Here is a 25567-nt window from a genome sequence, read left to right on the forward strand (position 1 = left end):
TAGTTTGACGCTATTTGCCCGACTTGACCTTGGTCCAGCTGCGCGTCATCAAACGTTGTATGTTCGGCGGTAACTCGATGGACACGTACATCTTGTCGAGGACCGCTTGCGGCGGATAGACCGACGCGTCGGCGCGTATGGACTGTTCCATCAGTTTGTCCGACCCAGGGTTCGGGTTGGCGTAGCCCACGGCATCGCTGACCTTGGCGATCACCTCAGGCTTGAGCAAATAGTTGATGAAGGCGTGGGCTTCCTTGACGTTGGCCGCGTCCTTGGGGATCGCCAGCATGTCGAACCAGAGCGCGCCGCCCTCTTTTGGAATCGAGTAGGCGATGTTCATGCCTTTGCCAGCCTCTGCCGCACGAGTCTTGGCCTGGATCATGTCGCCGGAAAAACCGATCGCGACACAAATATCGCCGTTGGCCAGGTCCGCGATGTATTTGGATGAGTGGAAGTACGTCACATAAGGCCGTACCGCCAGCAACTTGGCCTCGGCCTTTTTGTAGTCTTCGGGGTTGGTGCTGTTGGCGTTCAGGCCCATGTAGTTGAGGACCGTGGGCATCATTTCATCGGCGGAGTCGAGGAACGCGACGCCGCAACTGTGCAGCTTCTTGATGTTCTGCGGCTCGAACACCACATCCCAGGAATCGATCTTGTCGAGGCCCAGCACAGCCTTGATCTTGTCGACGTTGTAACCGATGCCATTGGTGCCCCACAGATACGGCACGGCATATTGGTTACCCGGATCGTTCTGCTCCAGGCGCTTGAGCAGCACCGGGTCAAGGTTGGAATAGTTGGTCAGCTTCGACTTGTCGAGCTTCTGGAACGCACCGGCCTTGATCTGTTTGCCAAGGAAATGGTTGGACGGCACGACCACGTCGTAGCCGGTACGCCCGGCCAGCAACTTGCCTTCCAGGGTTTCATTGGAATCGAATACGTCGTAAATCGGCTTGATACCAGCTTCTTTCTGGAAGTCGGCCAAGGTGGTCTCACCAATGTAGTCAGACCAGTTATAAATATGCACCGTGCCGGTGGCCTGGGCACTGACGGCAAGCGTCAGCCCGGCGCCGACCAGCAGGGCATTGCGCAACAAAGAAAAAACAGGCAAGTGGAGGTCCTCTAAAATTAGTTGGGCCCAAGTTGCCCCGCGCTACATGACAGCCATGGCTGCCTGACAACAAAACCGGCGCGCAACTTACCCTCGAAAAACCGTTCCAGCAAAACTTTTATGCAAAGCCCTGTAGTCGCTGCCCAAGGCTGCGGCAGCGGCTACAGGTTTATTACTTACTTACCGGATTTGATCTTGGTCCAGCTGCGGGTCAGTTCACGCTGGGTGGCGGCTGGCAAATCAGCGATCGCATACAGCTTGGCCTGTACTTCAGGAGTCGGATAGATGCCCGGATCCGAAGTGATGTCCTTGCTCACATACTGGGTGGCTTCAGCATTACCGTTAGGGAAACGCACAGCGTTGGTGATGTCAGCCATTACTTTCGGTTGCAGCAGGTAGTTCATGAACTTGTAGGCCCCCTCGACGTTTTCCGCATCTTTGGGGATTGCGACCATGTCGTAGAAGCTGCCAGCGCCTTCTTTTGGAATGGCGTAGCTGACTTTCACCTTGTCACCGGCTTCGGCAGCACGGGACTTGGCTTGCTGGACGTCACCCGAATAGCCGACGGCTACGCAGATGTTGCCGTTGGCCAGGTCCGAGATGTACTTGGACGAGTGGAAGTAGGTGATCGAAGGACGAATCTTGAGGAACAGTTCCTCGGCTTTCTTGATGTCTTCTTTCTTCTGGCTGTCAGTTGGCAGACCCAGGTAATGCAGGGCGACCGGCAGCATTTCGGTAGGCGAATCCAGGAAGCTCACACCGCAGCTCTTGAGCTTGGCAATGTTTTCAGGCTTGAGCAGGGTGTCCCAGGAATCGATCGTGTCGACGCCCAGCGCGACCTTGACCTTCTCGGGGTTGTAACCGATACCGATCGAGCCCCACATGTAAGGGAAGGCGTGTTTGTTGTCCGGGTCACTGACGGAAACCGCTTTAAGCAACGATTTGTTCAGGTTGCCGTAGTTGGACAGTTTGGACTTGTCCAGCTCCCGGTAGACCCCGGCCTTGATTTGCTTGGCGAGGAAGTTGTTCGACGGTACAACGACGTCGTAACCGGACTTGCCTGCCAGCAACTTGGCTTCCAGGGTTTCGTTACTGTCGAATACGTCGTACACCACCTTGATCCCGGACTCTTTTTCGAAGTTCGCGATGGTGTCCGGTGCAATGTAATCGGACCAGTTGTACACGTGCAGCACTTTGTCGTCGGCCTGAACGGCGCCCGCCATCACGCCCATCAGGGACATGGCGAGGAGGGTCTTGCCAGTTATCTTCATACCTAATGCCTTCATGGGTAATGCTCCAGTTTTTCTTTTTAACCACGTGCTCAGCAGCCTGTTACAGGGCATCCGAACAACCGTTAGTCTGGCAAGATCCAAGGCAGGCTTTCAAGGAAAGACCCATCCTTTGTTTGCACTGAGCGAAGTGCAAGCATCGCACCTCGCTCAGAGCCTAGCACTTAGCCCTGCAACGCACTCAGGGTCAGGTCCAGGCACTTGCGCGCCTTGGTCACCAACTCGTCGATTTCAGCCGGTGTAATCACCAGTGGCGGAGCAATGATCATGGTGTCGCCGACCGCGCGCATGATCAGGCCGTTGTCGAAGCAGAACTGCCGGCAGATCATGCCGACGCCCTTGCCTTCGTAACGCTTGCGAGTGGCCTTGTCCTGAACCAGCTCGATAGCCCCCAACAGACCGACCCCACGCACTTCCCCCACCAACGGGTGATCGTTCAGTTCCCGTAGACGCTTTTGCAAATAAGGTGCCGTTTCTGTCCGCACGTGCTCGACAATTTTCTCATCGCGCAGGATGCGGATGTTTTCCAGTGCCACCGCAGCGGCCACCGGATGCCCGGAATAGGTGAAACCGTGGTTGAAATCACCGCCTTCGTTGAGCACCTCGACCACGTCGTCATGCACGATCAGGCCACCCATCGGGATGTAGCCGGACGTCAGGCCTTTGGCGATGGTCATCATGTGAGGCTTGAGGTCGTAGAAATCGGTACCGAACCACTCACCGGTACGACCGAAACCGCAGATCACCTCGTCGGCCACGAACAGAATGTCGTACTTGGCGAGGATTTCCTTGATGCGCGGCCAGTAGCTGTCTGGCGGAATGATCACGCCGCCGGCGCCCTGGATCGGCTCGGCAATAAAGGCACCGACGTTGTCGACGCCGATTTCCAGAATCTTCTCTTCCAGCTGATTGGCCGCCCAGATACCGAACTCTTGTGGCGTCATGTCACCGCCTTCGCCGAACCAGTATGGCTGGGCGATGTGGACGATGCCTGGGATCGGCAAATCGCCCTGTTCGTGCATGTACGTCATGCCACCCAGGCTCGCGCCGGCCACGGTGGAGCCGTGATAGCCGTTCTTGCGGCTGATGATGACTTTCTTCTTCGGTTGACCCTTGATCGCCCAGTAGTGGCGAACCATCCGCAACATGGTGTCGTTGCCTTCGGAACCGGAACCGGTGAAGAACACATGATTCATGCCTTCAGGCGCGATGTCAGCGATGACCTTGGCCAACTCCAGCACCGGGGGGTGAGCGGTCTGGAAGAACAGGTTGTAATAAGGCAGTTCGCGCATTTGCTTGGCAGCGGCATCGGCCAGCTCATCGCGACCATAGCCGATCGCGACGCACCACAGACCGGCCATGCCGTCGAGGATCTTGTTGCCTTCGCTGTCCCACAGGTAAACGCCCTTGGCGTTGGTGATGATCCGCGGGCCTTTCTCTTTCAACTGCTTGAAGTCGCTGAACGGGGCCAGGTGGTGATCGCTGCTCAGGGTTTGCCATGCACGGGTTTGCGGGTTGTTGCTGGTCATGCGAATTCTCCTTGGATTGCAGTGACGGCGCGACGTCAGAGGGCAATCACGCCCCTTGTCGCGCCCGGCGCATCAGACGGCGAAGAGCAGGAACTCCCGCTCCCACGAACTGATCACGCGCTTGAAGTTTTCATGCTCGGCCCGCTTGACCGCGACGTAGCCTGTGATGAATTTCTTGCCCAGATACTTTTCGATGGTCTTGCTGTTTTCCATACGATCCAGCGCGTCTTCGATGGTTAACGGCAGGCGCAGATTGCGCCGCTCGTAACCACGCCCCACCACCGGGGCACTCGGGTTATGTCCTTCGAGCATGCCGATCAGGCCGCACAACAGGCTGGCGGCGATGGCCAGATAAGGGTTGGCGTCGGCACCCGGCAGACGGTTTTCCACCCGACGGTTCTGCGGCCCGGCATCCGGCACCCGCAGGCCCACGGTGCGGTTCTCTTCGCCCCACTCCACGTTCACCGGTGCCGAGGTATCCGGCAGGAAGCGGCGGAACGAATTGACGTTGGGCGCGAACAGCGGCAGCAACTCAGGGATGAATTTCTGCAAACCGCCGATGTGATGGAGGAACAGCTGGCTCATGGTCCCGTCTTCATTGGAGAAGACGTTTTTGCCGGTCTCGATGTCGATGATGCTCTGGTGCAAATGCATGGCACTGCCCGGCTCGCCGGTCATGGGCTTGGCCATGAAGGTCGCCGCCACGTTGTGCTTGAGTGCGGCTTCTCGCATGGTGCGCTTGAACACCAGAATCTGGTCGGCCAGGGACAGGGCATCGCCGTGACGGAAGTTGATTTCCATCTGCGCGGTGCCGTCCTCGTGAATCAACGTGTCGAGATCCAGCTCCTGCAATTCGCACCAGTCGTAGACGTCTTCGAACAATGGGTCGAATTCGTTCGCCGCTTCAATGGAGAACGACTGGCGACCGGTTTCCGGACGACCGGAACGGCCAATCGGCGGTTGCAACGGGTAGTCCGGGTCATCGCTGCGCTTGGTGAGGTAGAACTCCATTTCCGGCGCCACGATCGGCTGCCAGCCGTGGTCGGCGTAGAGCTTCAGTACCTTCTTGAGCACGTTGCGCGGCGACAGCTCGATCGGATTGCCCTGCTTGTCATAGGTGTCGTGGATCACGATGGCGGTGGGCTCGATGGCCCAGGGCACCAGGAACACGGCGTTCTGGTCGGGGCGGCAGACCATGTCGATGTCGGCCGGGTCGAGCAGTTCGTAATAGATGTCGTCTTCGACATAGTCGCCGGTCACGGTCTGCAACAGAACGCTTTCGGGCAGGCGCATGCCTTTTTCGGCGATGAACTTGTTGGTCGGCGAGATCTTGCCCCGGGTGATGCCGGTCAGGTCGCCAATCATGCATTCGACTTCTGTGATCTTGTGGTCTTTCAACCAATCGGTGAGCTGGTCGAGGTTGTTACTCATAAATGCCTCTTAGGCTTGAGTTTCCTGACTTTTATAAGTCAGGCGTTGTTTGACGCATCGGCGTCGCGTTGTAGTGCGCGCTTGCGGCAGGCATCGCCAAATGCCTGGAAAATCGCAAGGTAGTCAGGATTCAAGCTTACCTGCCATTCGGGATGCCATTGCACGCCTAAAGCAAAAGCCTTGCCTTCGATCACAGAGACCGCTTCGATCAGCCCATCGGGCGCCACAGCTTCCACGCGAAGGCCCGGCGCCAGCCGCTCGACACCCTGACCATGAATCGAGTTGACTTGAATCTCGCTCGCCAGACCCAGCCCCGCAAGTACACCACCCGGCTGGACGTGCACCGGGTGACTGGGAGCGTACTGCCCTTCGAGCGACAGGCTGTCGTCTTCACGGTGATCCATGAAGGGACCGGCCTCGTGGACCTTCTGATGCAGGCTGCCACCGAACGCCACATTCATTTCCTGGAAGCCGCGGCAGATACCGAGCACGGGAACGCCAGCCTCGACAGCGGCGCGGATCAGCGGGAGAGTGGTGGCATCGCGTGCAGAATCATGAGCAGTGCCTGGCGCGCTGGCCGGGCCGTTGTAGTGAAACGGTTCTATATTAGAAGGAGAGCCTGTAAACAGAATGCCGTCCAGAGCGTCCAGAATATCGGACGGCGCCAGTCGATCTGCCAGGGATGGAAGAATCAACGGCAGGCCTTTGGCAGCTGATGCCACGGCGCGTACGTATTTGTCGCCACTGATGTGATAAGCATGCAGACCGATCTGCTTTGAGCAGGCGGTGACGCCGATTAACGGCAGGCGAGACATGAAGCACCCCGGTATTATTGCTGTTATGGGTTTAAATCGAGCTTAGCCTTGTTCATTTTTTTACACAACACCCCCGTAAAAAATACAACACGGCCCGCTCAAGCCCGCGGGCGCCAAGACGTCAGAAGACAAAAATACGCCCCAAAGTGCCTCAAAAAAGCCTTGCGAGCGCTTTTTTAGGGCAAAAAAGGCCTCGCTTGACTTCGGCATGCCGTTCGGGTTGACTGGAATCTGAAAAGATCAATGATTGATATTTTTAACAACAAAGGTGTTGCATCATGTCGGTACCCCCGCGTGCCGTTCAGCTTAACGAAGCGAACGCGTTCCTTAAGGAACATCCTGAGGTTCTGTACGTTGACCTTCTGATTGCGGATATGAATGGTGTGGTGCGCGGCAAGCGCATCGAACGCACCAGCCTCCACAAGGTTTACGAGAAAGGCATCAACCTGCCGGCCTCTCTATTTGCTCTGGATATCAATGGCTCGACGGTGGAAAGCACCGGCCTGGGCCTGGACATCGGCGATGCTGACCGAATCTGCTATCCAATCCCCGACACCCTGTGCAATGAGCCCTGGCAGAAGCGCCCGACTGCGCAACTGCTGATGACCATGCACGAACTCGAAGGTGAACCTTTCTTCGCCGACCCGCGCGAAGTCCTGCGTCAAGTAGTGACCAAGTTCGATGAGATGGGCCTGACCATCTGCGCCGCGTTCGAACTGGAGTTCTACCTGATCGACCAGGAAAACGTGAACGGTCGCCCGCAACCGCCGCGCTCGCCGATCTCCGGCAAACGCCCGCACTCGACCCAGGTCTACCTGATCGACGACCTCGACGAATATGTCGACTGCCTCCAGGACATTCTGGAAGGTGCGAAAGAGCAAGGCATTCCTGCCGACGCGATCGTCAAGGAAAGTGCCCCGGCGCAGTTCGAAGTGAACCTGCACCACGTGGCCGACCCGATCAAAGCCTGCGACTACGCGGTCCTGCTCAAGCGTCTGATCAAAAACATCGCCTACGACCATGAGATGGACACCACCTTCATGGCCAAGCCTTATCCAGGCCAGGCGGGTAATGGTCTGCACGTCCACATCTCGATTCTTGATAAAGATGGCAAAAATATTTTTGCCAGCGAGGATCCCGAGCAGAACGCCGCACTGCGTCACGCGATCGGCGGTGTGCTCGAGACCCTGCCTGCGCAGATGGCTTTCCTCTGCCCGAACGTCAACTCCTACCGTCGTTTCGGCGCACAGTTCTATGTGCCGAACTCGCCGTGCTGGGGCCTGGACAACCGCACCGTGGCGATCCGCGTACCGACCGGTTCCTCCGATGCCGTGCGCATCGAACACCGTGTGGCGGGTGCCGATGCCAACCCGTACCTGCTGATGGCCTCGGTCCTGGCCGGCGTGCACCACGGTCTGGTCAACAAGATCGAGCCGGGCGCGCCCGTGGAAGGCAACAGCTACGAGCAGAACGAGCAAAGCCTGCCGAACAACCTGCGTGATGCACTGCGCGAGCTGGACGACAGCGAAGTCATGGCCAAGTACATCGATCCGAAATACATCGATATCTTCGTCGCCTGTAAAGAGAGCGAGCTGGAGGAGTTCGAACACTCCATCTCCGACCTCGAGTACAACTGGTACCTGCATACCGTGTAAGCGGTTGCCGTAAAAACAACGCCGCCGGCTTTACAGCCTGCGGCGTTTTTTTATGGCCGCCTGCGGCGGTTCGCGGGCAAGCCTCGCTCCTACAAGCCCATATCGATCGGCGCCCCTGTAGGAGCGAGGCTTGCCCGCGAAAGCGTCCTGGCAGACAACAAAGAAACCTGCTCGTACAATGCCCGCTGCCCTGCAGGAGACTTCAATGACCCGACTCGCCACCCCACGCAAACCCCGCGCACGCAGCCAGGCCCGGATCGATTCGATACTCGATGCCGCCCGCACGCTGCTGGCCGCCGAGGGCGTGGCCAGTCTGTCGATCTACAGCGTCGCCGAACGCGCCGAGATCCCGCCCTCCTCCGTCTACCACTTTTTCGCCAGCGTCCCGGCCCTGCTCGAAGCCCTGACCGCCGACGTCCACGCCGCGTTCCGTGCCTGCCTGCAAGCGCCCATCGACCACAATGCCCTGAGCGGTTGGCGCGACCTGTCGCGACTGGTGGAACAACGCATGCTCGACATCTACGACGAAGACGCCGCCGCCCGCCAGTTGATCCTCGCCCAGCACGGCCTGACCGAAGTCACCCAGGCCGACCGTCAGCACGACATCGAACTCGGTGATCTGATGCACAAACTGTTCGACCATCACTTCGAGCTGCCAAAGCTGCCGACAGATGTCGATGTGTTTGCCCTGGCCATGGAGCTGGGGGATCGAGTGTATGCACGCTCGGTGCAACAACATGGGCAGATCACGCCGCGCATGGCTGAAGAAGGGATGCGTGTGTTTGATGCGTACCTCGGGCTGTATTTGCCGCCGTATTTGCCCAAGCGTGCTGTTCCAGTCTGATTTTTTTGCTGTATTCACTGGCCCTTTCGCGAGCAAGCCCGCTCCCACATTTAATCTTCACCGAGCTCACTGATTCACGCGCATAAAAAACCCCGAAGGGCTCACACCCTCCGGGGTTGTTGTTGGCGCACGCACTTACAACTTGGCGATCGACACCTCGGTGGATTTCACAAACGCGATCACTTCGCTGCCGACCACCAGTTCCAGCTCTTTCACCGACCGAGTGGTAATCACCGAAGTGACGATGCCGGAGGCAGTCTGCACGTCGATTTCCGAGAGGACGTCGCCGAGCACGATTTCCTTGATCGAGCCTTTGAACTGGTTACGAACGTTGATGGCTTTGATAGTCATGATGTTGATTCCTGTCGTTGGATGAGTTTTTACGTTATTGAGCCCAGCGCAATTGCGTGGGCAATGGTGAAACAGGTTCCGGTTCCGGCGGTTGGCCGGGTACCGACAGCACGCGGTTAAGCACTTCGGTTTCCAGCGCCGCCAGCCGATGGGAGCCGCGAACCCGAGGGCGCGGCAACTCCACTGCCAGGTCGAGGCCGACTTCGCCCTCTTCAATCAGAATCACCCGATCGGCAATCGCCACCGCCTCACTGACGTCGTGGGTCACCAGCAACACGGTGAAGCCATGTTGTTGCCAGAGCCGTTCAATCAGTTGCTGCATTTCAATACGGGTCAGGGCATCCAGTGCGCCCAGCGGTTCGTCGAGCAACAGCAGGCGCGGTTGATGGATCAGCGCGCGGGCCAAGGCCACTCGTTGCTTCTGACCACCGGACAGCGCCGCCGGCCATTCGTGGGCGCGGTCCGCCAGGCCGACCGCTTCAAGGGCTTCCAGTGCTTGCGGTCGCCAGTTGCCCTTGAGCCCGAGACCGACGTTGTCGATGACCTTCTTCCACGGCAGCAACCGCGCTTCCTGGAACATCAGCCGGGTGTCTTCCCGGGCGGCACTCAGCGGCGCGGAGCCAGCAAACAACTCGCCAGCCGTAGGTTTGTCGAGACCGGCGAGCAAGCGCAGCAAGGTGCTTTTGCCGCAACCGCTGCGCCCGACCACCGCCACAAACTGCCCGGCAGGAATGTGCAGGTCGATTTCACGCAGCACTTGCCGCGAACCGAAGGTCTTTTGCAGCTTGCGCACTGCCAGCGGGATTCCGCGCAGCAGGCGTGGAGGTTGTTGAGCCGTCATGCGGCACCTCCCTTGGCAACCTGATAGGCCGGATGCCAGCGCAGCCACACGCGTTCAAGTCCACGGGCCGCGAGATCAGCGAGTTTGCCGAGCACGGCATACAACAGAATCGCCAGTACCACTACGTCGGTCTGCAAGAATTCCCGGGCATTCATTGCCAGGTAGCCGATGCCGGCGTTGGCGGAGATGGTTTCGGCGACGATCAGGGTCAGCCACATGAAGCCCAGGGCAAAACGCACGCCGACCAGAATCGAAGGCAGCGCACCCGGCAGGATCACCTGATGGAACAGGCTGAAACCGGACAGGCCATAACTGCGGGACATTTCCACCAGCGCCGGATCGACGTTGCGGATGCCGTGGTACGTGTTGAGGTAGATCGGGAACAACGTGCCCAACGCCACCAGGAAAATCTTCGCCGACTCATCGATGCCGAACCACAGGATCACCAGCGGGATCAGCGCCAGGTGCGGTACGTTGCGGATCATCTGCACCGAACTGTCGAGCAGGCGCTCGCCCCACTTCGACAGGCCGGTGATAAAGCCCAGCGCCAGGCCAATGCCGCCGCCAATGGCGAACCCGAGTGCCGCGCGCCAGCCGCTGATAGCCAGGTGAGTCCAGATTTCACCGCTGCGGAACAGGCTCACACCGGCTTCGATCACCGCGATGGGCGCCGGCAGAATCCGCGTCGACAACCAGCCCGACGACACCGACAACTGCCATACCGCCAGCAACAGAATCGGCAACACCCAGGGTGCGAGGCTGTGGATAGTTTTCTTCATGGCCACGCCTCAGCTCTGGGACGCGGCTTTGGGAAGAATGTCGTTGGCCACCATCTCGCCGAACGGGCTGACGTAACCGGCGCTTTTCGGCAGTTCCGGGCGCTCGATGTCCAGGTGCGGGAACAGCAACTCGGCCACCCGATAGGATTCTTCCAAGTGTGGATAACCGGAGAAGATGAACGTATCGATGCCCAGATCGGCGTATTCCTTCACCCGAGCGGCCACGGTCGGACCATCGCCGACCAGCGCCGTACCGGCCCCGCCGCGCACCAGACCGACACCGGCCCAGAGGTTGGGACTGACTTGCAGGTTGTCGCGACTGCCGCCATGCAAAGCGGCCATGCGTTGCTGGCCGACCGAATCGAAACGCGCCAGAGAAGCCTGGGCGCGGGCAATGGTGTCATCGTCCAGATGAGAGATCAGTCGATCCGCCGCTTGCCACGCCTCGGCGTTGGTTTCGCGAACGATCACATGCAGGCGAATACCGAAGCGCACAGTACGCCCAAGCTTCGCGGCTTTGGCGCGAACCTGTGCGATTTTCTCGGCAACGGCGGCCGGCGGCTCACCCCAGGTCAGGACCATTTCGACCTGCTCTGCCGCCAGATCCTGCGCCGCTTCCGACGAGCCGCCGAAATACAGCGGCGGACGCGGTTGCTGGATCGGCGGATAGAGCAACTTGGCGCCCTTCACGCTAATGTGCTGGCCGTCGTAATCGACGGTTTCGCCTTCCAATACCCGACGCCAGATGCGGGTGAATTCCACCGAGGCCTGATAGCGCTCTTCGTGACTGAGGAACAGACCGTCGCCGGCCAGTTCTTCCGGATCGCCACCGGTGACCAGGTTGAACAGAGCGCGACCGCCGGACAGACGATCCAGGGTCGCGGCCTGACGCGCCGCCACCGTCGGGGAAATGATCCCGGGGCGCAGGGCGACGAGGAATTTCAACCGCTGGGTCACCGGGATCAGCGAAGCAGCCACCAGCCACGAATCTTCGCAGGAGCGACCGGTGGGAATCAGCACCCCGCCGAAACCCAGACGATCCGCCGCTTGCGCGACTTGTTGCAAGTAACCGTGGTCGACGGCGCGAGCGCCTTCGGCGGTACCCAAGTAATGGCCGTCGCCGTGGGTAGGCAGGAACCAGAAGATATTGAGGCTCATGGAGTGGTCTCCTTGGGGAATCGAATTACGGCGCTTTGGCGACCGCTGCCGGTGGCGTCCAGATCACGTCCTTGATACTCAAGGGCTTGGGAATCAGCTTGAGCTGGTAGAAGCTGTCGGCGATTTTCTGTTGGGCGGCGACCACCTCAGGGGTCAGGAACAGCGCGCCGTAGCCCTGGCGCTTCACCGAAGTCAGGGTGATGTCCGCCGGCAGGCCGAGCAGTGGCGAAACCTGTTTGGTGACGTCCTCGGGATTGGCCCTGGACCATTCACCGACCGCGCGCACTTCTTCCACCAAGGCTTTGATCACGTCAGGATTTTTTTGCGCGTAAGGCTTGGTTGCCAGGTAGAACTGGTGGTTGTCGACGATGCCTTTGCCGTCGCGCAAGGTGCGCGCTTGCAGTTGCTGTTCGGCGGCCGCCTGATACGGGTCCCAGATCACCCAGGCATCGACACTGCCGCGCTCAAATGCGGCGCGGGCATCGGCGGGTGGCAGGAACACGGTCTGGATGTCGGTGTATTTGAGGCCGGCGTCTTCCAGCGCACGCACCAGCAGGTAGTGCACGTTGGAGCCTTTGTTGAGCACGACTTTCTTGCCCTTGAGTTCCTGCACCGATTTGATCGGTGAGCCCTTCGGCACCAGGATCGCTTCGCTGTGGGGCGCTGGCGGTTCATAAGCGACGTAGAGCAGATCGGCGCCCGCGGCCTGAGCGAAAACCGGAGGCGTTTCGCCGGTGACGCCGAAGTCGATGGAGCCGACGTTCAGGCCTTCAAGCAGTTGCGGGCCGCCGGGGAATTCCGTCCATTGCACGTCCACGCCTTGGGCGGCGAGGCGTTTTTCCAGGGTGCCTTTGGCTTTGAGCAGCACCAGGGTGCCGTATTTCTGATAGCCGATTCGCAAAGTCTCGGCTTGGGCTTGAGTAATGACGCCGAAGGACACAGCCGCAGCAAACAGAGCGACCAGACCACGACGCAAAATGACAGGGCGCATGGCGCTCTCCTTTTTGCAGTTGGGTTTTGGCTGCACCTGCTTGCCCGTTGGCGGGCCAGTAAGGTGAGTACTTCAAATTCAGATGTTGCTTGAGGGCTGGCTTAAATGCTCCAGCGAGCACTCAACAAACGTTCGTTCAACAGGTTCGGATCGAGCGGCTTGGGCCGGCGAGCCATGGCGCTGTAGAACAGCTCCAGCGATTCATTCAGTCGTTGTGCAAGCTCGGGGGCCAACTGCGCCTGGGCGCTGCCTTCGCCGTAGGCGATCTGACTGTCTACGGCGAAAATCCCGTGGAGCATTTCCTGGGCCTTCAACGCCGACAGCACTGGCTTGAGCGCGTAATCCACCGCCAACATGTGGGCGATGCTGCCGCCGGTCGCCATTGGCAGAACCACTTTGTGGGCCAGGGCGCGTTCGGGCAGCAAATCCAGTACGGTTTTCAACGCGCCGGAGAACGAGGCTTTGTAAACCGGTGTGGCGATGAGCAGACCGTCGGCGTTATCAATCTGTTGCAACAGATCGATCACCTTCGGGCTGTCGAAACGGGCATGCAGTAAATCTTCAGCCGGGAAGTCCCGTACCTGGTAACTCACCACTTCCACACCTTGCTCTTGCAACCAGCGTTTGGAGCGCTCCAGCAACACCCCGGAACGGGAGCGTGGGCTGGGGCTGCCACCGAGTGAGACGACCAGCATTCAGACAATTCCTTGAGCGGTGTTGGCGATTCGCAGCTTGCGATCTCGCGTCGATGGAATGACCTTAACAGGTGATTTATATATCCATAAATCATATTTATTCATTTGGTTATATCCTAAGTGAATATGCTGTTTGTCTTTTTCCGGACAAAAAAACAGGCCGTCGAAACAGCCTGAAAATCCCCTGCTTTGTAAATCTACACAGCCCTTGTAGGAGCGAGCGGTGCGGCGATCCGACTTGCCCGCGAAGGCGTCATCCCTGACGCTAGAAAGACCGAGGCGTTCGCTTCGCGGGCAAGCCTCGCTCCTACAAAGGTTCAGCGATTCGGCTGCGGCGTCAGCCGCAGGTACGGTTTCACCGCGCGGTATCCCTTGGGAAAACGTCGCTGGATTTCATCTTCGTCCTTGAGCGACGGCACGATCACCACCTCATCACCGTCCTGCCAATTGGCCGGGGTGGCCACCTTGTAGTTGTCGGTGAGCTGCAGCGAATCGATTACCCGCAGAATCTCATTGAAGTTACGGCCGGTACTCGCCGGGTAAGTGATGGTCAGCCGAATCTTCTTGTTCGGATCGATCACGAACAATGAGCGCACGGTCAGGGTGTCGTTGGCATTCGGATGGATCAGGTCGTACAGGTCGGACACTTTACGGTCCGCATCGGCGAGGATCGGGAAGTTGACGATGGCGTTCTGGGTTTCGTTGATGTCCTCGATCCACTTGTGATGCGAATCCACCGGGTCCACGGACAGAGCAATGGCTTTGACACCGCGCTGGGCGAATTCATCCTTGAGCCTGGCAGTGAAGCCCAGCTCGGTGGTGCACACCGGCGTAAAGTCTGCCGGATGGGAAAACAGCACACCCCAGCTATCGCCCAGCCATTCGTGGAAACGGAGGGTGCCGGCGCTGGAATCCTGTTCGAAATCGGGGGCGATATCGCCAAGTCTGAGACTCATGGTGCTGCTCCTGGTGAGTGCTTGTTGAGCTCAACTGTGCCTGCGTTCCAATTTAATTAAAAAGAATAAATATCAATTTATTTAGATCATAAAGAAATATTAAAGATCTGTTCACTGGACCTGATCCGCCATCGGGACGAACATCGATCCCAAGGTTCGAGAAGGCCTTGAGTTGTTGCAAAAAGGGAACTTCAAGGAGGGTTTACGGGGGTGAGCCCGCCTTGAAAACGCAAAAGCCCCGCCCGGCGTGATGCCGGGCGGGGCTTTTTTTCACCGGTTACGCGAGCGCTATTACAACAGCGGGATCGAGTAGCTGACGATCAGACGGTTTTCGTCCTGGTCGCGCTGACCCGGAACGTCGTTGCGCCACATGGCGTTTTTCCAGGTGAGGCCCAGGTTTTTCAGCGGACCTGATTGCACTACGTACGCCAGGGTCAGGTCGCGTTCCCACTCGGAACGGCCAGAACCGTTCTCGCGACCATTGGTACCCACGGTGTCAATGTTGTCGCCACGCAGGTAAACGATGCCGGCAGTAGCACCTGGCAGGCCAACCTTGGCGAAGTCATACGAGTAGCGAGCTTGCCAGGTACGTTCGCCGGCACGGGCGAACTTGGCGATCTGGCTGTCGGTGGTCAGGTAAGCCGACGAGCCGTCACCCTGGTTCAGCCAAGGGAAGTCGCTGCTGCCATTGCTGACCTGATAACCGCCGCCGAAGGTGTGACCGGCAACGGAGTACAGGAACAAGCCGCTGTACAGGTTGTTGTCGACTTTACCGCGACCGGAACGGAAGCCCTCGTAGTTACCGGTGCTGAAATAAGCCGAGTCGTGACCGTTGGCACCGTCATCGGAGCTGTTGAAGTAACGCAAGTCAGACTTCAACACACCAGGACCGATCGACCAGTTGTGAACCAGGCCCAGGAAGTGTTGCTTGTAGAAGTCTTCCAGGTTGCCGTAGTAGTACTGGGCAGTCAGGTCTTTGGTGATTTTGTAGTCACCGCCACCGTAGATAAACTTGTTGCTGTCACGGAAGCCAGCACCGCGCGTGTTCGCACCAGCGATCGACAACTCTTCGTTGTTGCTGGAGTTACGCCCCTTGGCGTGCTCGATCTGACCGCCAACCAGTGTCAGGTCTTTGATCTCGTTCGAGGTGATCTGACCGCCCTGGAAGGTTTGCGGCAGCAGACGACCGTCGTTGGTCACGATCACCGGCAGTTTTGGCTGCAGGGTACCCAACTTCAATTCGGTCTGGGAAATCTTGGCTTTGGCAGTCAGGCCCAGGCTGGAGAAGTTATCAACCGCTTTGCCGTTGGACTCACTTGGGAAAACAGTGCCGCCGTAAGAGGTAGGAGTTGCGCCGTTGGTGCCGCCACCCGAATCCAGACGGACGCCCAGCAGGCCGATGGCATCAATACCAAAGCCAACGGTGCCTTGGGTGTAGCCCGAGGTGAAACGCAGATCGAAGCCTTGTCCCCATTCTTCGTTTTTGCTCTGAACATTGGAAGCAGTTCTAGCTGCCGAATCACGGTTATCAGTGTTGATGTAGAAGTTACGCAGCCCCAATGTAGCCTTGCTGTCTTCGATGAAACCGGCGGCGCCTGCCTGCTGCGCCAAAACCCCTACGGCCACAGCCAGGGCCAAGGTGGACTTGTTCATTGTTTCGCTCCTCTCATTTCTAATTCTGGGTTCCTGGTCCTGGTCGAGTGCCCGGATCCAAAGATGCGCAATGAGCGCCGGGTGGTCAGCCCCCTTGTTTTTGCCGACATGACAAACCAAAAGATTTATTGCGGTATTTTTTAATGCCATTTAGGCATATATATCCATGCCGGGACACAAGGTATCGGCTCATGAACCAATTCCTTGATCTTCAAAATCGGGGGATGCTGAATCCGATACTCGTGTTGCTGCCAATGAGTACCTGATGAATTCATTTTATAGACTCGGGCAAAAAACAAAAAAGAATAAATAATCAACTGAAACTATTTTTTTGGAATATGAAAAAACACACAAAAAAAAGCCTCGCCAACAGGCGAGGCTCTTTTTTGAAGGTTATTACAGGAAGCTGTAGGTGTAGTTGAAGATCAGACGGGTCTGGTCTTGGTCAGCGGTGCTGGTATTACCGCTGTAAGTACCGTGACGCAGAGTCGTACCAAACCCTTTGAGTGCACCCGTTTGAATCACGTAGTCGATACGCGCGTCGGTCTCGTGCTCATTCAGGTCTTTACCCACGCCGTTGGTTGCCTTGATGTCTCGGCCATCCAGGTAAGCAATCGAAGCTTTCAAACCTGGCACACCCAGTGAGGCGAAGTCATAGGAGTACTGACCGTACGTGGTGTTTTCACCGGCACGGATGAAGCTGCCCACGGTGGCGTCGGTGAACGAGTAGAAGCTGGCGCCACCGGCACCTTCTTGACGACCTTTGCTATCGATCAGGCTGCCCTGGTTCAAGAAGACAAAGCCGCCGTCATCGCTGACACGCTGATGACCAAGCAGGAACGCGCTGCCACCCAGGGTGTAGGTGAACGTCGCGCTCCAGGTCTTGTTATCGACCTCGCCTATATTCTTGGCGTAGCCATTGTTGTTGTTGAAGCGGTAGCCGACGTCGCCATTCTTGCCATCGGAGCTGCTGTCGAAATAACGAATATCAGTCTTGAACGACTGGTTCGGGGCGATCGGGTAGACGTGCACCAGGCCGAGGAAGTTCTGCTTGTAGTAGTCTTCCAGGTTCGCGTAGTAGTACTGCAGTGTGAGGTCTTTGGTGACTTTCCAGTCAGCACCGGCATAACGGAACTGGTTGCTGTCCTGAGCACCGCCAGCCACTGCCAGGCCAGTTCTGTTGGAGGAGGCGCGACCCGACGCGTGCTCCAGTTGACCCAGGTTGAAGGTCACATTGTCAATTTCCTTCGAGGTGATGGTGCCACCGTCAAAGGTCTGCGGCAGCACACGGCTGTCGTTCGCGATCAGGATCGGCAAGTTAGGTGCCAGAGCGCCACCCAAGTGGGCCTCGGTCTTCGAGAAGCGCGCCTTGACGTTACCATCCAGACGACTCCACTCGTCGGCGGACCTGTCGCCGTCGCTCGGGAAGAAGGAGTTGCTGTTACCGAGCGGGTGATGTCCCCTGCCGCCATCCAGGTGGATGCCGACCAGTGCCTGGGCGTCGATACCGAAACCAACGGTACCCTGGGTGAACCCGGACAGGTAATCGAACTTGAGACCTTCAGCGGTTTCTCGCTGACGGTTTGCAGCTCTATTGTCGCCTTCACGGACATCGGCGTCGTAATACATGGTCCGGGAACTGACGGAAGCCTTGCTGTCTTCCAGGAAACCCGCTGCGCCTGCCTGCTGCGCCAAAACCCCCACGGCCACAGCCAGGGCTAAGGTGGACTTATTCATGTTTCGCTCCTCTCGTTTTCTAATTTTTGTGTTCTTTGGTCTTGGGTCGAACGCCCTGGATCCACAGATGCGCGATTAGCGCCACTCCGTGACTACCAAGTCAATCGTAACCATACGTGTCTACGACCAAGGTCTAACGTCGAATATTGAGTCCCTGCCGGCGGCTCATCGAACCGGACATGACGGCATTGGCCCAAAAGCTAATTCCTAAAGGGTATTTACCAGCCTTTTTTTATTCCCATTGGCTTTGGCACATCCCGTACGCGTCAATCCCTATCGAAAAGGCGACGCCATCATGGCTAAACGCGCACTATCTAGTCAATTTGTTACAGTTTGTGTATCGCTATTATTTTTCTTTCGGCTCGGGCGGGACGGCGATTCGAGAAACCATAGGCCATAAAGTCGATTGGCGTCGTTTCGATCGCGGTTCGTAAGTGGTCAGCGCCGCGCAGCAGACCGCGGTGCGTTGGCGGCACGACGAAGACGATTGGAGAGATGGCGAAGTTCTTGCGGGAGCAAGGGAAGGTAGAAACGGTGCTGCCGGATTATTCGCCGTATGTCAGCGCCAAATACGTCACTGAGTGATGATCGTTCCCACGCGTGGGAACGATCACAGCCACTCAGTCAGAGGGCTTTTTCGAAGATCTTCGAATTACGCTGATAGTTGTAAAGCGACGCCCGCGCCGACGGCAGGCGATCGACGCTGCTCGGCACGAAACCCCGCTCACGGAACCAGTGGGCGGTCCGGGTGGTGAGCACGAACAGGGTTTTCAGGCCCTGAGCCCGGGCGCGGGTTTCGATACGTTCCAGCAATTCATCGCCGCGACCGCCATGGCGGTACTCCGGGTTCACCGCCAGGCACGCCAGCTCCCCCGCATCCGAATCGGCAATCTGATACAGCGCCGCGCAGGCGATGATCATGCCTTCACGCTCGACCACACTGAACTGCTCGATCTCACGCTCCAGCACCTCGCGGGAACGGCGTACCAGAATCCCCTGCTCTTCCAGCGGGCTGATCAAGTCCAGCAAACCGCCGACGTCCTCGATGGCCGCCTCGCGCACCACCTCGAATTGCTCCTGGGCCACCAGCGTACCGCCACCGTCACGGGTGAACAGTTCGGTCAGCAGCGCGCCGTCTTCGGCGTAGCTGACGATATGACTGCGCGCCACACCGCCCCGACATGCCTCAGCAGCTGCGTCCAGCAGCTCAGCCTGATAGTTGCTGCCCAGACGCTGCAAGTGCGCCGGCACTTGTTGCGGACGCAACTCGCGAACCAGACGACCCTGTTCATCCAGCAGACCGAGCTCGGCGCCGAATAGCAGCAACTTATCTGCGCCCAGGTCGATGGCTGCGCGGGTCGCGACGTCTTCGCAGGCGAGGTTGAAGATCTCGCCGGTCGGCGAGTATCCCAACGGCGACAACAGCACGATGGAGCGTTCGTCCAACAGGCGATTGATGCCCTTGCGGTCGACCCGGCGCACTTCGCCGGTGTGGTGATAATCGACACCTTCGAGCACGCCGATCGGCCGCGCAGTGACCAGATTGCCGCTGGCCACCCGCAGGCGCGAGCCCTGCATCGGCGACGAGGCCATGTCCATGGACAACCGCGCTTCGATGGCGATGCGCAGTTGGCCGACCGCATCGATCACGCACTCCAGCGTCGCTGCATCGGTGATGCGCATGCCGTGGTGGTAGTGCGGGGTCAGGCCGCGAGCAGCGAGGCGGGTTTCAATTTGCGGACGCGAACCGTGAACCAGCACCAGTCGCACGCCCAGGCTGTGCAGCAGCACCAGGTCGTGGACGATATTGCCGAAATTCGGGTGCTCAACACCGTCGCCGGGCAGCATGACGACGAAGGTGCAATCGCGGTGGGCGTTGATGTAAGGCGAAGCGTGGCGAAGCCAATTGACGTATTCGGGCATGAACCTGGGCCTGTAATAAATAGCAGCCGAAAAAAAGAGTAACGCAGTAAACGCACAGCGGGCTGATGGTTATCGTCGGAACAGGCTTGGCGACACGCGCGCTCTCCTCATAAGTACGGGTAGTGACACTGGCAATTTATACGAGCGACGCCGGTGTCAGGCAGTAATGTTCGATCAGTTGACGTAATAGATGCACGGTAGGCTGCAAACGTGACATTTCGAGGTATTCCCCCGGTTGGTGGGCGCAGGCGATGTCGCCGGGGCCCAAGACCAGTGTTTCACAGCCAAGGCGCTGAAGATAAGGCGCTTCTGTGCCGAACGCCACTGCTTCGGCGCGATGGCCGGTGAGCTTTTCGGCGATCCTTACCAATTCCGAGTCCTCGGCCTGCTCGAACGGTGGCACTTCGGGGAACAGAGGCGCGTAATCGATCTTCACCTTATGCCGCTCGGCAATGGGGTTGAGCTTCTGCAAGATCGCCGCACGCAGGGCGTTGGGATCCATGCCCGGCAGCGGACGCAGGTCAAACTCCAGTGAGCACTGGCCGCAGATACGGTTGGGGTTATCGCCACCGTGAATGCAGCCGAAATTCATCGTCGGCTGCGGCACACTGAACTGCGGATTACGAAATTCCCGCTGCCACGCCAGACGCAAGCCGCGCAGTTCGCCGATGGCATCGTGCATGGCTTCGAGGGCGCTATGGCCCAGGCTCGGGTCCGAGGAGTGGCCGCTCTGACCGAGGATGTCGATGCGCTCCATCATCACGCCTTTGTGCAGACGGATCGGCTTCAACCCCGTCGGCTCGCCGATCACCGCCGCACGACCTAGTGGCCGCCCGGCTTCGGCCAAGGCACGTGCACCAGACATCGAACTTTCTTCATCGCAGGTCGCGAGAATCATCAACGGTTGCTTGAACGGTTGGTCGAGCAAGGGTTTGACGGCTTCGATGGCCAGGGCGAAAAAGCCCTTCATGTCGCAACTGCCCAGGCCGACCCAACGGCCGTCCACTTCCGTCAGTTTCAGCGGGTCGGTCTGCCACAACGCCGCGTCGTACGGCACCGTATCGCTATGACCGGCCAGCACCAGGCCGCCGGGACCTGTGCCGAAACTGGCCAGCAGGTTGAATTTGCCGGGGCTGACCTGCTGTATGTCGCAGGCAAAACCCAGCTCCCCGAGCCATGTCGCCAACAAGTCGATGACCGGCCGATTGGTTTGATCCAGGCTGGGTTGGGTACAGCTGACAGACGGCGCGGCGATCAGCGCAGCGAACTGATCTCTCATGGACGGCAAAGGCATCGCTGACTCCCAACTCCCGAATTGAAGTCCATCATAGAGCCATCCGGCGACAGGAATAAACCGCTACGGCACGTAGGACGTATGAGTCCTGTACACTGCACGACCTTGGCAGCCACACATTCCCCCGGCTGCGCTCCCGATCCTGGATTTTCCGGCCATGCAGAAAGAAACCGAAATCAAACTCCGCGTCAGCCGCGAAACCCTCGCCGCCCTGCGCGAGCACCCGTTACTGAAAAAACGCAACAAAAGTGGCTGGGAACGCCGTGAGTTGATGAACCAGTACTTCGATACGCCCGAGCGTGATCTGGCCCGCGCCAAGGTTGCCCTGCGCCTGCGCCGCGATGGCGAAGAAGTGATTCAGACCCTCAAGACCCGTGGCCAGAGCGTCGCCGGTCTGTCCGAACGTCACGAGTACGACTGGCACCTGGCCAAAGCCAAACTCGACGTGAAAAAACTCGACGGCGAATGCTGGCCCGAGCAGTTGGCCGAACTGGACAAGAAAACCCTGAAAGCCATCTTCACCACCGATTTCGTGCGTGAGCGTGCGGAAATCGCCTGGGGCCGTGGCAAGACCAAAGTGGTCATCGAAGCCGCCCTGGACCTGGGCCACGTGGTGGTCGGCAAGCAGAAAGAAGAAATCTGCGAGCTGGAGCTGGAGCTGCGCGAAGGCGAGCCGGCCGCGCTGCTGGAACTGGCCGCCGAACTGGCCGCGACCCTGCCGCTGATGCCATGCGACATCAGCAAGGCCGAACGCGGTTATCGCCTGTTCGACGCCAACAGCTACTCGCTGAGCTTGCCGGCGCCGCAGATCACCGCCGAAATGCCACTGGACGATGCGTTCGCCGCCCTGTGCTGGCACTTGCTGGGCAGCAGCCAGCGCCTGGCCGAGCAATATCGCTTCAATGGCCACTGGCGCCTGCTGCAGGACTGGGTCGAAAACCTCGCTGAAATGCGCGCGCTGATCAGTAGCCTCGGTCAAGCCGCGCCGCGTCAGTCGACTCACGATCTGCGGGTCGCGCTGGATGCCTTGCTGGAGGACTGGCGCCCGCTGGTACAAGCCGGCCTGGACGACGAAGACGTGCGCAAAGCCGCGCCGGAGCAATTCCTCGAAGAGCTGGAAGACCCGCGCTGGGGCTTGTTCTCGCTGAACACTTCGCGCTGGTTGCTGGCCCGTACCTGGGCTGCCGATCGCAACACCCGTGGCAATCGCCAGGGCGCCGCGCAACTGGGCAGCTGGCTGCCACGCCTTCTGGGCGAAGAAGCCAACTCGCTGCAATTGCAGCGTTACCAGCAACAGCCGGAAGACCTGGCCGAGCAGCTGCCGCGCATCGAACGCATCCAGGCCTGGCTGCACCATGCCCGTAGCGTGCTGGACATCCCGGAAATGGATCGCCTGTACGGTGAGCTGAAACAGCTTGCCCTGCTAGCTAACGAGCCGATCACCGATGAGTCGCTGGATGCGCGCAAGCAGCAGGCGATTGCGGTGTATCAGAATCGTGCCTGGAAAATGCTATTGCGCATGTAACACCTGTGGCGAGGGAGCTTGCTCCCGTTCGGCTGCGAAGCAGTCGTAATCCGGGCATCGCGGTTTGTCTGGCATACCGCAATGGCCGGATTAGGAGCGCTTCGCACTCCAGCGGGAGCAAGCTCCCTCGCCACAAAGGCCCTCGAACATCATCAACGCAACACCGGCAAACTCGTCGTGGATTTGATTTCCGACAAAGCCACGATCGAGTTGACCTCCTGTATCCCCGGCACCATCGACAGTTTCTCGAAGAAGAAACGCTCATAAGCCTCGATGTCTGCCGTGACGATCCGCAACAGGAAATCCACCGACCCCATCAGCACATAACATTCCAGCACTTCGGGGAAACCGCGAATCGCTTCGGTGAACTCAGTGAAGTTCGAGCGCCCGTGGGCGTTGAGTTTGATCTCGGCGAAGATTTGCGTGTTGAGGCCGATTTTCTTGCGATCAAGCAACGTCACCTGACCGCGAATGATCCCCTCCTCCTTCATCCGCTGAATCCGCCGCCAGCAGGGCGACTGCGAAAGGCCCACCTGCTCGGCGATCTGCGCGCTGGAGAGCGAAGCGTCCTCTTGCAGCAACGCGAGAATCTTGCGGTCGTAGCCATCCAGCTCGCTATGCATAGAAAAACCTGAAATTAATATGATCTTGAATTGATCGATTCGATAAATCGTCAATAAGCCCAATCATAGATAAGAAATACCCCACACCGAATGTAAAAATTCCTCCAATGATTTTGGAGCCTGACCATGCCGCCCCTCGAAGCCGTGAACACCCCGCCCGCCCGCGCCGATGTCTGGAACGTCAGCAACGCCCACTGCCGCGTTCAATACCAACTGCTGGCCGAGGCCGAGCCGGATCTGCTGTGCCGCGCGCTCAATCTGTTCGCCTTGCAGTTTCTGACGCCGCAGCAGGTCAACGTGCAGCGCCTGGACGATCTGCTGTCGATCGACATCGTCATGGACGGCCTGAGCTGGCACCGAGCCCAGGTGATCGCGGAAAAACTGCGTAACCTGATCAGCGTCTGCTCGGTGAATCTGCAAACGGCCGATTCGGCGTGGCAGGAGCCGGCGCAGGCAGCGGGCTGACCCCCTCCCCTGAAAAAACCCGACACGTGTTGGTCGGGTAGTGGCCCAACGGTCTGCGGGTGCGCAGCTATCCTTTGCGAACGGTTGTTCATAAGGAGCCCGCATGTCCGTTCAACTTGCCACTCAGGACCGCTGGCTGGACCTTAACGATTTGCTGCGTGAACTGGTCGCCCAGGGCTTTGTCAGCCAGGATTCGGCCGAACACGCACTCAACGCCCGCCGCCGTCACGCCCCCCATGGTCAGCAACATCCGCTGGAATTCATCGCCAGCCAGCACCTGGACGATCTCAGCCGTCCGGGTAAACACCTCGATCTGGAAAGCCTGACGCTGTGGCTGTCCCAGCAGGCCGGCCAGCCTTACTTGCGCATCGACCCACTGAAAATCAACGTCGCCGCCATTACGCCGCTGATGTCCTATGCCTTCGCCCAGCGCCACAAGATTCTGGCGGTGGCCATCGACCGCGAGGCCGTCACCGTGGCCAGCGCCCAGCCCTACGTCAGCGGCTGGGAAGCCGACCTGACCCACGTACTGAAGCTGCCGATCAAGCGCGTGGTGGCCAACCCGGTGGACATCCAGCGCTTCAGCGTGGAGTTTTTCCGCCTGGCCAAATCGGTCAGCGGCGCCACCAACGCCGATCAGCAGACGAGCAACCTGGGCAACTTCGAACAGTTGCTCAACCTCGGCGCCAGCGACCAGGAGCCGGACGCCAACGATGCACACATCGTCAACATCGTCGATTGGCTGTTCCAGTACGCATTCCAGCAACGGGCCAGCGATATCCATATCGAGCCCCGGCGTGAGCAAGGCACGGTGCGTTTTCGCATCGACGGCGTGCTGCACAACGTCTATCAATTCCCGCCGCAGGTGACCATGGCCATCGTCAGCCGCCTGAAAAGCCTGGGGCGGATGAACGTCGCGGAAAAGCGCAAACCCCAGGACGGCCGGGTCAAGACCAAGACTCCGGACGGCGGCGAAGTCGAGCTGCGGTTGTCGACATTACCGACAGCGTTCGGCGAGAAGATGGTCATGCGGATTTTCGACCCGGAAGTGCTGCTCAAGGATTTCGACCAACTGGGATTCTCCGCCGAGGACCTGCGCCGCTGGCAAGACATGATCCGCCAGCCCAACGGCATCATTCTGGTGACCGGACCGACCGGTTCGGGCAAGACCACCACGCTGTACACCACCCTCAAGAAACTGGCGACGCCGGAGGTCAACCTCTGCACCATCGAAGACCCGATCGAAATGGTCGAGCCGGCGTTCAATCAGATGCAGGTCCAGCACAATATCGACCTGACCTTTGCCGCCGGCGTGCGCGCGCTGATGCGGCAAGACCCGGACATCATCATGATCGGCGAGATCCGCGACCTCGAAACCGCTGAGATGGCGATTCAGGCGGCACTCACCGGCCACCTGGTGCTATCGACCTTGCACACCAACGATGCCCCGAGCGCGATCAGCCGCCTGCTGGAACTCGGCGTGCCGCATTACCTGATCAAGGCCACAGTGCTCGGGGTCATGGCCCAGCGGCTGGTGCGTACGTTATGCCCTCACTGCAAGGCGCCGCTGACATTGGGCGAGGACGACTGGCAAACCCTGACCCGGCCCTGGCAAGCGCCCCTGCCGGGCAACGCCCAGCGCGCCATCGGTTGCCTGGAATGCCGCGAAACCGGCTATCGCGGTCGCGCCGGGGTTTACGAAATAATGCAACTGACAGACGGCATCAAAGCGCTGATCAACCCCGACACCGATTTGCTGGCGGTCCGCCGTCAGGCATTCAAGGAAGGCATGCGCAGTTTGCGATTGTCGGGGGCGCAGAAAGTGGCGGCGGGGTTGACCACGATCGAAGAGGTGTTGCGGGTGACGCCGCAGAGTGAGCAGAAATAGGCATCCCGTAATGCCGT

General features: G+C 59.0%; 22 protein-coding genes and 1 pseudogene. 6 read left to right on the top strand and 17 right to left on the bottom strand.

What is annotated here, in order from left to right:
• Positions 1-10: 10 nt before the first annotated feature.
• From AC30D7_RS00215 to AC30D7_RS00235, 5 genes are all read right to left on the bottom strand, one after another.
• A complete protein-coding gene (locus AC30D7_RS00215) occupies positions 11-1108 on the bottom strand; it encodes a polyamine ABC transporter substrate-binding protein (protein ID WP_490132608.1) in 1098 nt (365 codons plus the stop codon).
• A gap of 176 nt (positions 1109-1284) precedes the next feature.
• Positions 1285-2379, bottom strand: a complete 1095-nt coding sequence (locus tag AC30D7_RS00220) for a polyamine ABC transporter substrate-binding protein (protein WP_490132831.1) — start codon at positions 2377-2379, stop codon at positions 1285-1287.
• Positions 2380-2561: 182 nt separating this feature from the next.
• A complete protein-coding gene (locus tag AC30D7_RS00225) occupies positions 2562-3926 on the bottom strand; it encodes an aspartate aminotransferase family protein (RefSeq protein ID WP_490132609.1) in 1365 nt (454 codons plus the stop codon).
• A 72-nt stretch (positions 3927-3998) separates the two neighbouring features.
• Positions 3999-5357, bottom strand: coding sequence for a glutamine synthetase family protein (locus tag AC30D7_RS00230; protein ID WP_018928632.1), 1359 nt, complete (start codon positions 5355-5357; stop codon positions 3999-4001).
• A gap of 38 nt (positions 5358-5395) precedes the next feature.
• Complete coding sequence (locus AC30D7_RS00235) at positions 5396-6172, bottom strand: gamma-glutamyl-gamma-aminobutyrate hydrolase family protein (protein ID WP_490132610.1); 777 nt, start codon at positions 6170-6172, stop codon at positions 5396-5398.
• Between the two features lie 278 nt (positions 6173-6450).
• On the opposite strand from AC30D7_RS00235, the gene AC30D7_RS00240 reads away from it, so the two are divergent.
• The gene (locus AC30D7_RS00240; RefSeq protein ID WP_018928630.1) at positions 6451-7827 is read left to right on the top strand and encodes a glutamine synthetase family protein; all 1377 of its coding nucleotides are present in this window, start codon (positions 6451-6453) and stop codon (positions 7825-7827) included.
• Between the two features lie 205 nt (positions 7828-8032).
• Positions 8033-8671: a TetR/AcrR family transcriptional regulator gene (locus tag AC30D7_RS00245; RefSeq protein ID WP_490132611.1), complete on the top strand. Its 639-nt coding sequence runs from the start codon at positions 8033-8035 to the stop codon at positions 8669-8671.
• Positions 8672-8806: 135 nt separating this feature from the next.
• On the opposite strand, the gene AC30D7_RS00250 is transcribed toward AC30D7_RS00245, so the two are convergent.
• The 9 genes from AC30D7_RS00250 to AC30D7_RS00290 form a co-directional block, all read right to left on the bottom strand.
• The gene (locus tag AC30D7_RS00250) at positions 8807-9022 is read right to left on the bottom strand and encodes a TOBE domain-containing protein (protein WP_003229256.1); all 216 of its coding nucleotides are present in this window, start codon (positions 9020-9022) and stop codon (positions 8807-8809) included.
• Between the two features lie 34 nt (positions 9023-9056).
• A complete protein-coding gene (ssuB, locus tag AC30D7_RS00255) occupies positions 9057-9863 on the bottom strand; it encodes an aliphatic sulfonates ABC transporter ATP-binding protein (protein ID WP_490132612.1) in 807 nt (268 codons plus the stop codon).
• Positions 9860-10642 (bottom strand): aliphatic sulfonate ABC transporter permease SsuC, encoded by a 783-nt coding sequence (gene ssuC, locus AC30D7_RS00260; RefSeq protein WP_490132613.1) that lies wholly within the window; start codon positions 10640-10642, stop codon positions 9860-9862. The genes ssuB and ssuC overlap by 4 nt, the downstream gene beginning before the upstream one ends.
• Positions 10643-10651: 9 nt before the next feature.
• The gene (gene ssuD / locus AC30D7_RS00265; protein WP_490132614.1) at positions 10652-11800 is read right to left on the bottom strand and encodes an FMNH2-dependent alkanesulfonate monooxygenase; all 1149 of its coding nucleotides are present in this window, start codon (positions 11798-11800) and stop codon (positions 10652-10654) included.
• 25 nt (positions 11801-11825) lie between these two features.
• Positions 11826-12791 carry a sulfonate ABC transporter substrate-binding protein gene (locus AC30D7_RS00270; protein WP_490132615.1) on the bottom strand — a complete coding sequence of 322 codons (966 nt, stop codon included), beginning with the start codon at positions 12789-12791 and terminating at the stop codon, positions 11826-11828.
• Between the two features lie 101 nt (positions 12792-12892).
• On the bottom strand, positions 12893-13486 hold the full coding sequence (gene ssuE / locus AC30D7_RS00275) for an NADPH-dependent FMN reductase (RefSeq protein ID WP_018928624.1): 594 nt from the start codon (positions 13484-13486) through the stop codon (positions 12893-12895).
• A gap of 317 nt (positions 13487-13803) precedes the next feature.
• Positions 13804-14442, bottom strand: coding sequence for a peroxiredoxin (locus AC30D7_RS00280; RefSeq protein ID WP_018928623.1), 639 nt, complete (start codon positions 14440-14442; stop codon positions 13804-13806).
• Between the two features lie 291 nt (positions 14443-14733).
• Entirely contained in the window at positions 14734-16095 is a 1362-nt protein-coding gene (locus AC30D7_RS00285; protein ID WP_258671550.1) for an OprD family porin, read from the bottom strand.
• Positions 16096-16491: 396 nt separating this feature from the next.
• On the bottom strand, positions 16492-17832 hold the full coding sequence (locus AC30D7_RS00290; RefSeq protein ID WP_490132616.1) for an OprD family outer membrane porin: 1341 nt from the start codon (positions 17830-17832) through the stop codon (positions 16492-16494).
• A 468-nt stretch (positions 17833-18300) separates the two neighbouring features.
• On the opposite strand from AC30D7_RS00290, the pseudogene tauA reads away from it, so the two are divergent.
• A pseudogene (gene tauA, locus AC30D7_RS00295) lies at positions 18301-18417 on the top strand (taurine ABC transporter substrate-binding protein); the annotation flags it as partial.
• 39 nt (positions 18418-18456) lie between these two features.
• Here the strand turns inward: tauA and argA are convergent.
• Together argA and argE are read right to left on the bottom strand one after the other, a co-directional pair.
• Entirely contained in the window at positions 18457-19755 is a 1299-nt protein-coding gene (gene argA / locus AC30D7_RS00300; protein WP_019580550.1) for an amino-acid N-acetyltransferase, read from the bottom strand.
• A gap of 136 nt (positions 19756-19891) precedes the next feature.
• Positions 19892-21049: an acetylornithine deacetylase gene (argE, locus tag AC30D7_RS00305; RefSeq protein ID WP_490132617.1), complete on the bottom strand. Its 1158-nt coding sequence runs from the start codon at positions 21047-21049 to the stop codon at positions 19892-19894.
• Between the two features lie 157 nt (positions 21050-21206).
• Here argE and AC30D7_RS00310 point away from each other — a divergent pair, with 157 nt between their 5' ends.
• A complete protein-coding gene (locus tag AC30D7_RS00310) occupies positions 21207-22574 on the top strand; it encodes a CYTH domain-containing protein (RefSeq protein WP_490132618.1) in 1368 nt (455 codons plus the stop codon).
• Between the two features lie 152 nt (positions 22575-22726).
• Here AC30D7_RS00310 and AC30D7_RS00315 read toward each other — a convergent pair whose 3' ends face one another.
• Positions 22727-23197 carry an Lrp/AsnC family transcriptional regulator gene (locus tag AC30D7_RS00315; protein WP_018927598.1) on the bottom strand — a complete coding sequence of 157 codons (471 nt, stop codon included), beginning with the start codon at positions 23195-23197 and terminating at the stop codon, positions 22727-22729.
• A 126-nt stretch (positions 23198-23323) separates the two neighbouring features.
• Here AC30D7_RS00315 and AC30D7_RS00320 point away from each other — a divergent pair, with 126 nt between their 5' ends.
• A complete protein-coding gene (locus AC30D7_RS00320; RefSeq protein ID WP_490132619.1) occupies positions 23324-23662 on the top strand; it encodes an ACT-like domain-containing protein in 339 nt (112 codons plus the stop codon).
• A 103-nt stretch (positions 23663-23765) separates the two neighbouring features.
• The gene (gene tfpB, locus AC30D7_RS00325; protein WP_490132620.1) at positions 23766-25550 is read left to right on the top strand and encodes a type IV pilus assembly ATPase TfpB; all 1785 of its coding nucleotides are present in this window, start codon (positions 23766-23768) and stop codon (positions 25548-25550) included.
• The last annotated feature ends 17 nt before the right edge of the window (positions 25551-25567 follow it).

Source organism: Pseudomonas sp. DF5 (assembly GCF_058148225.1).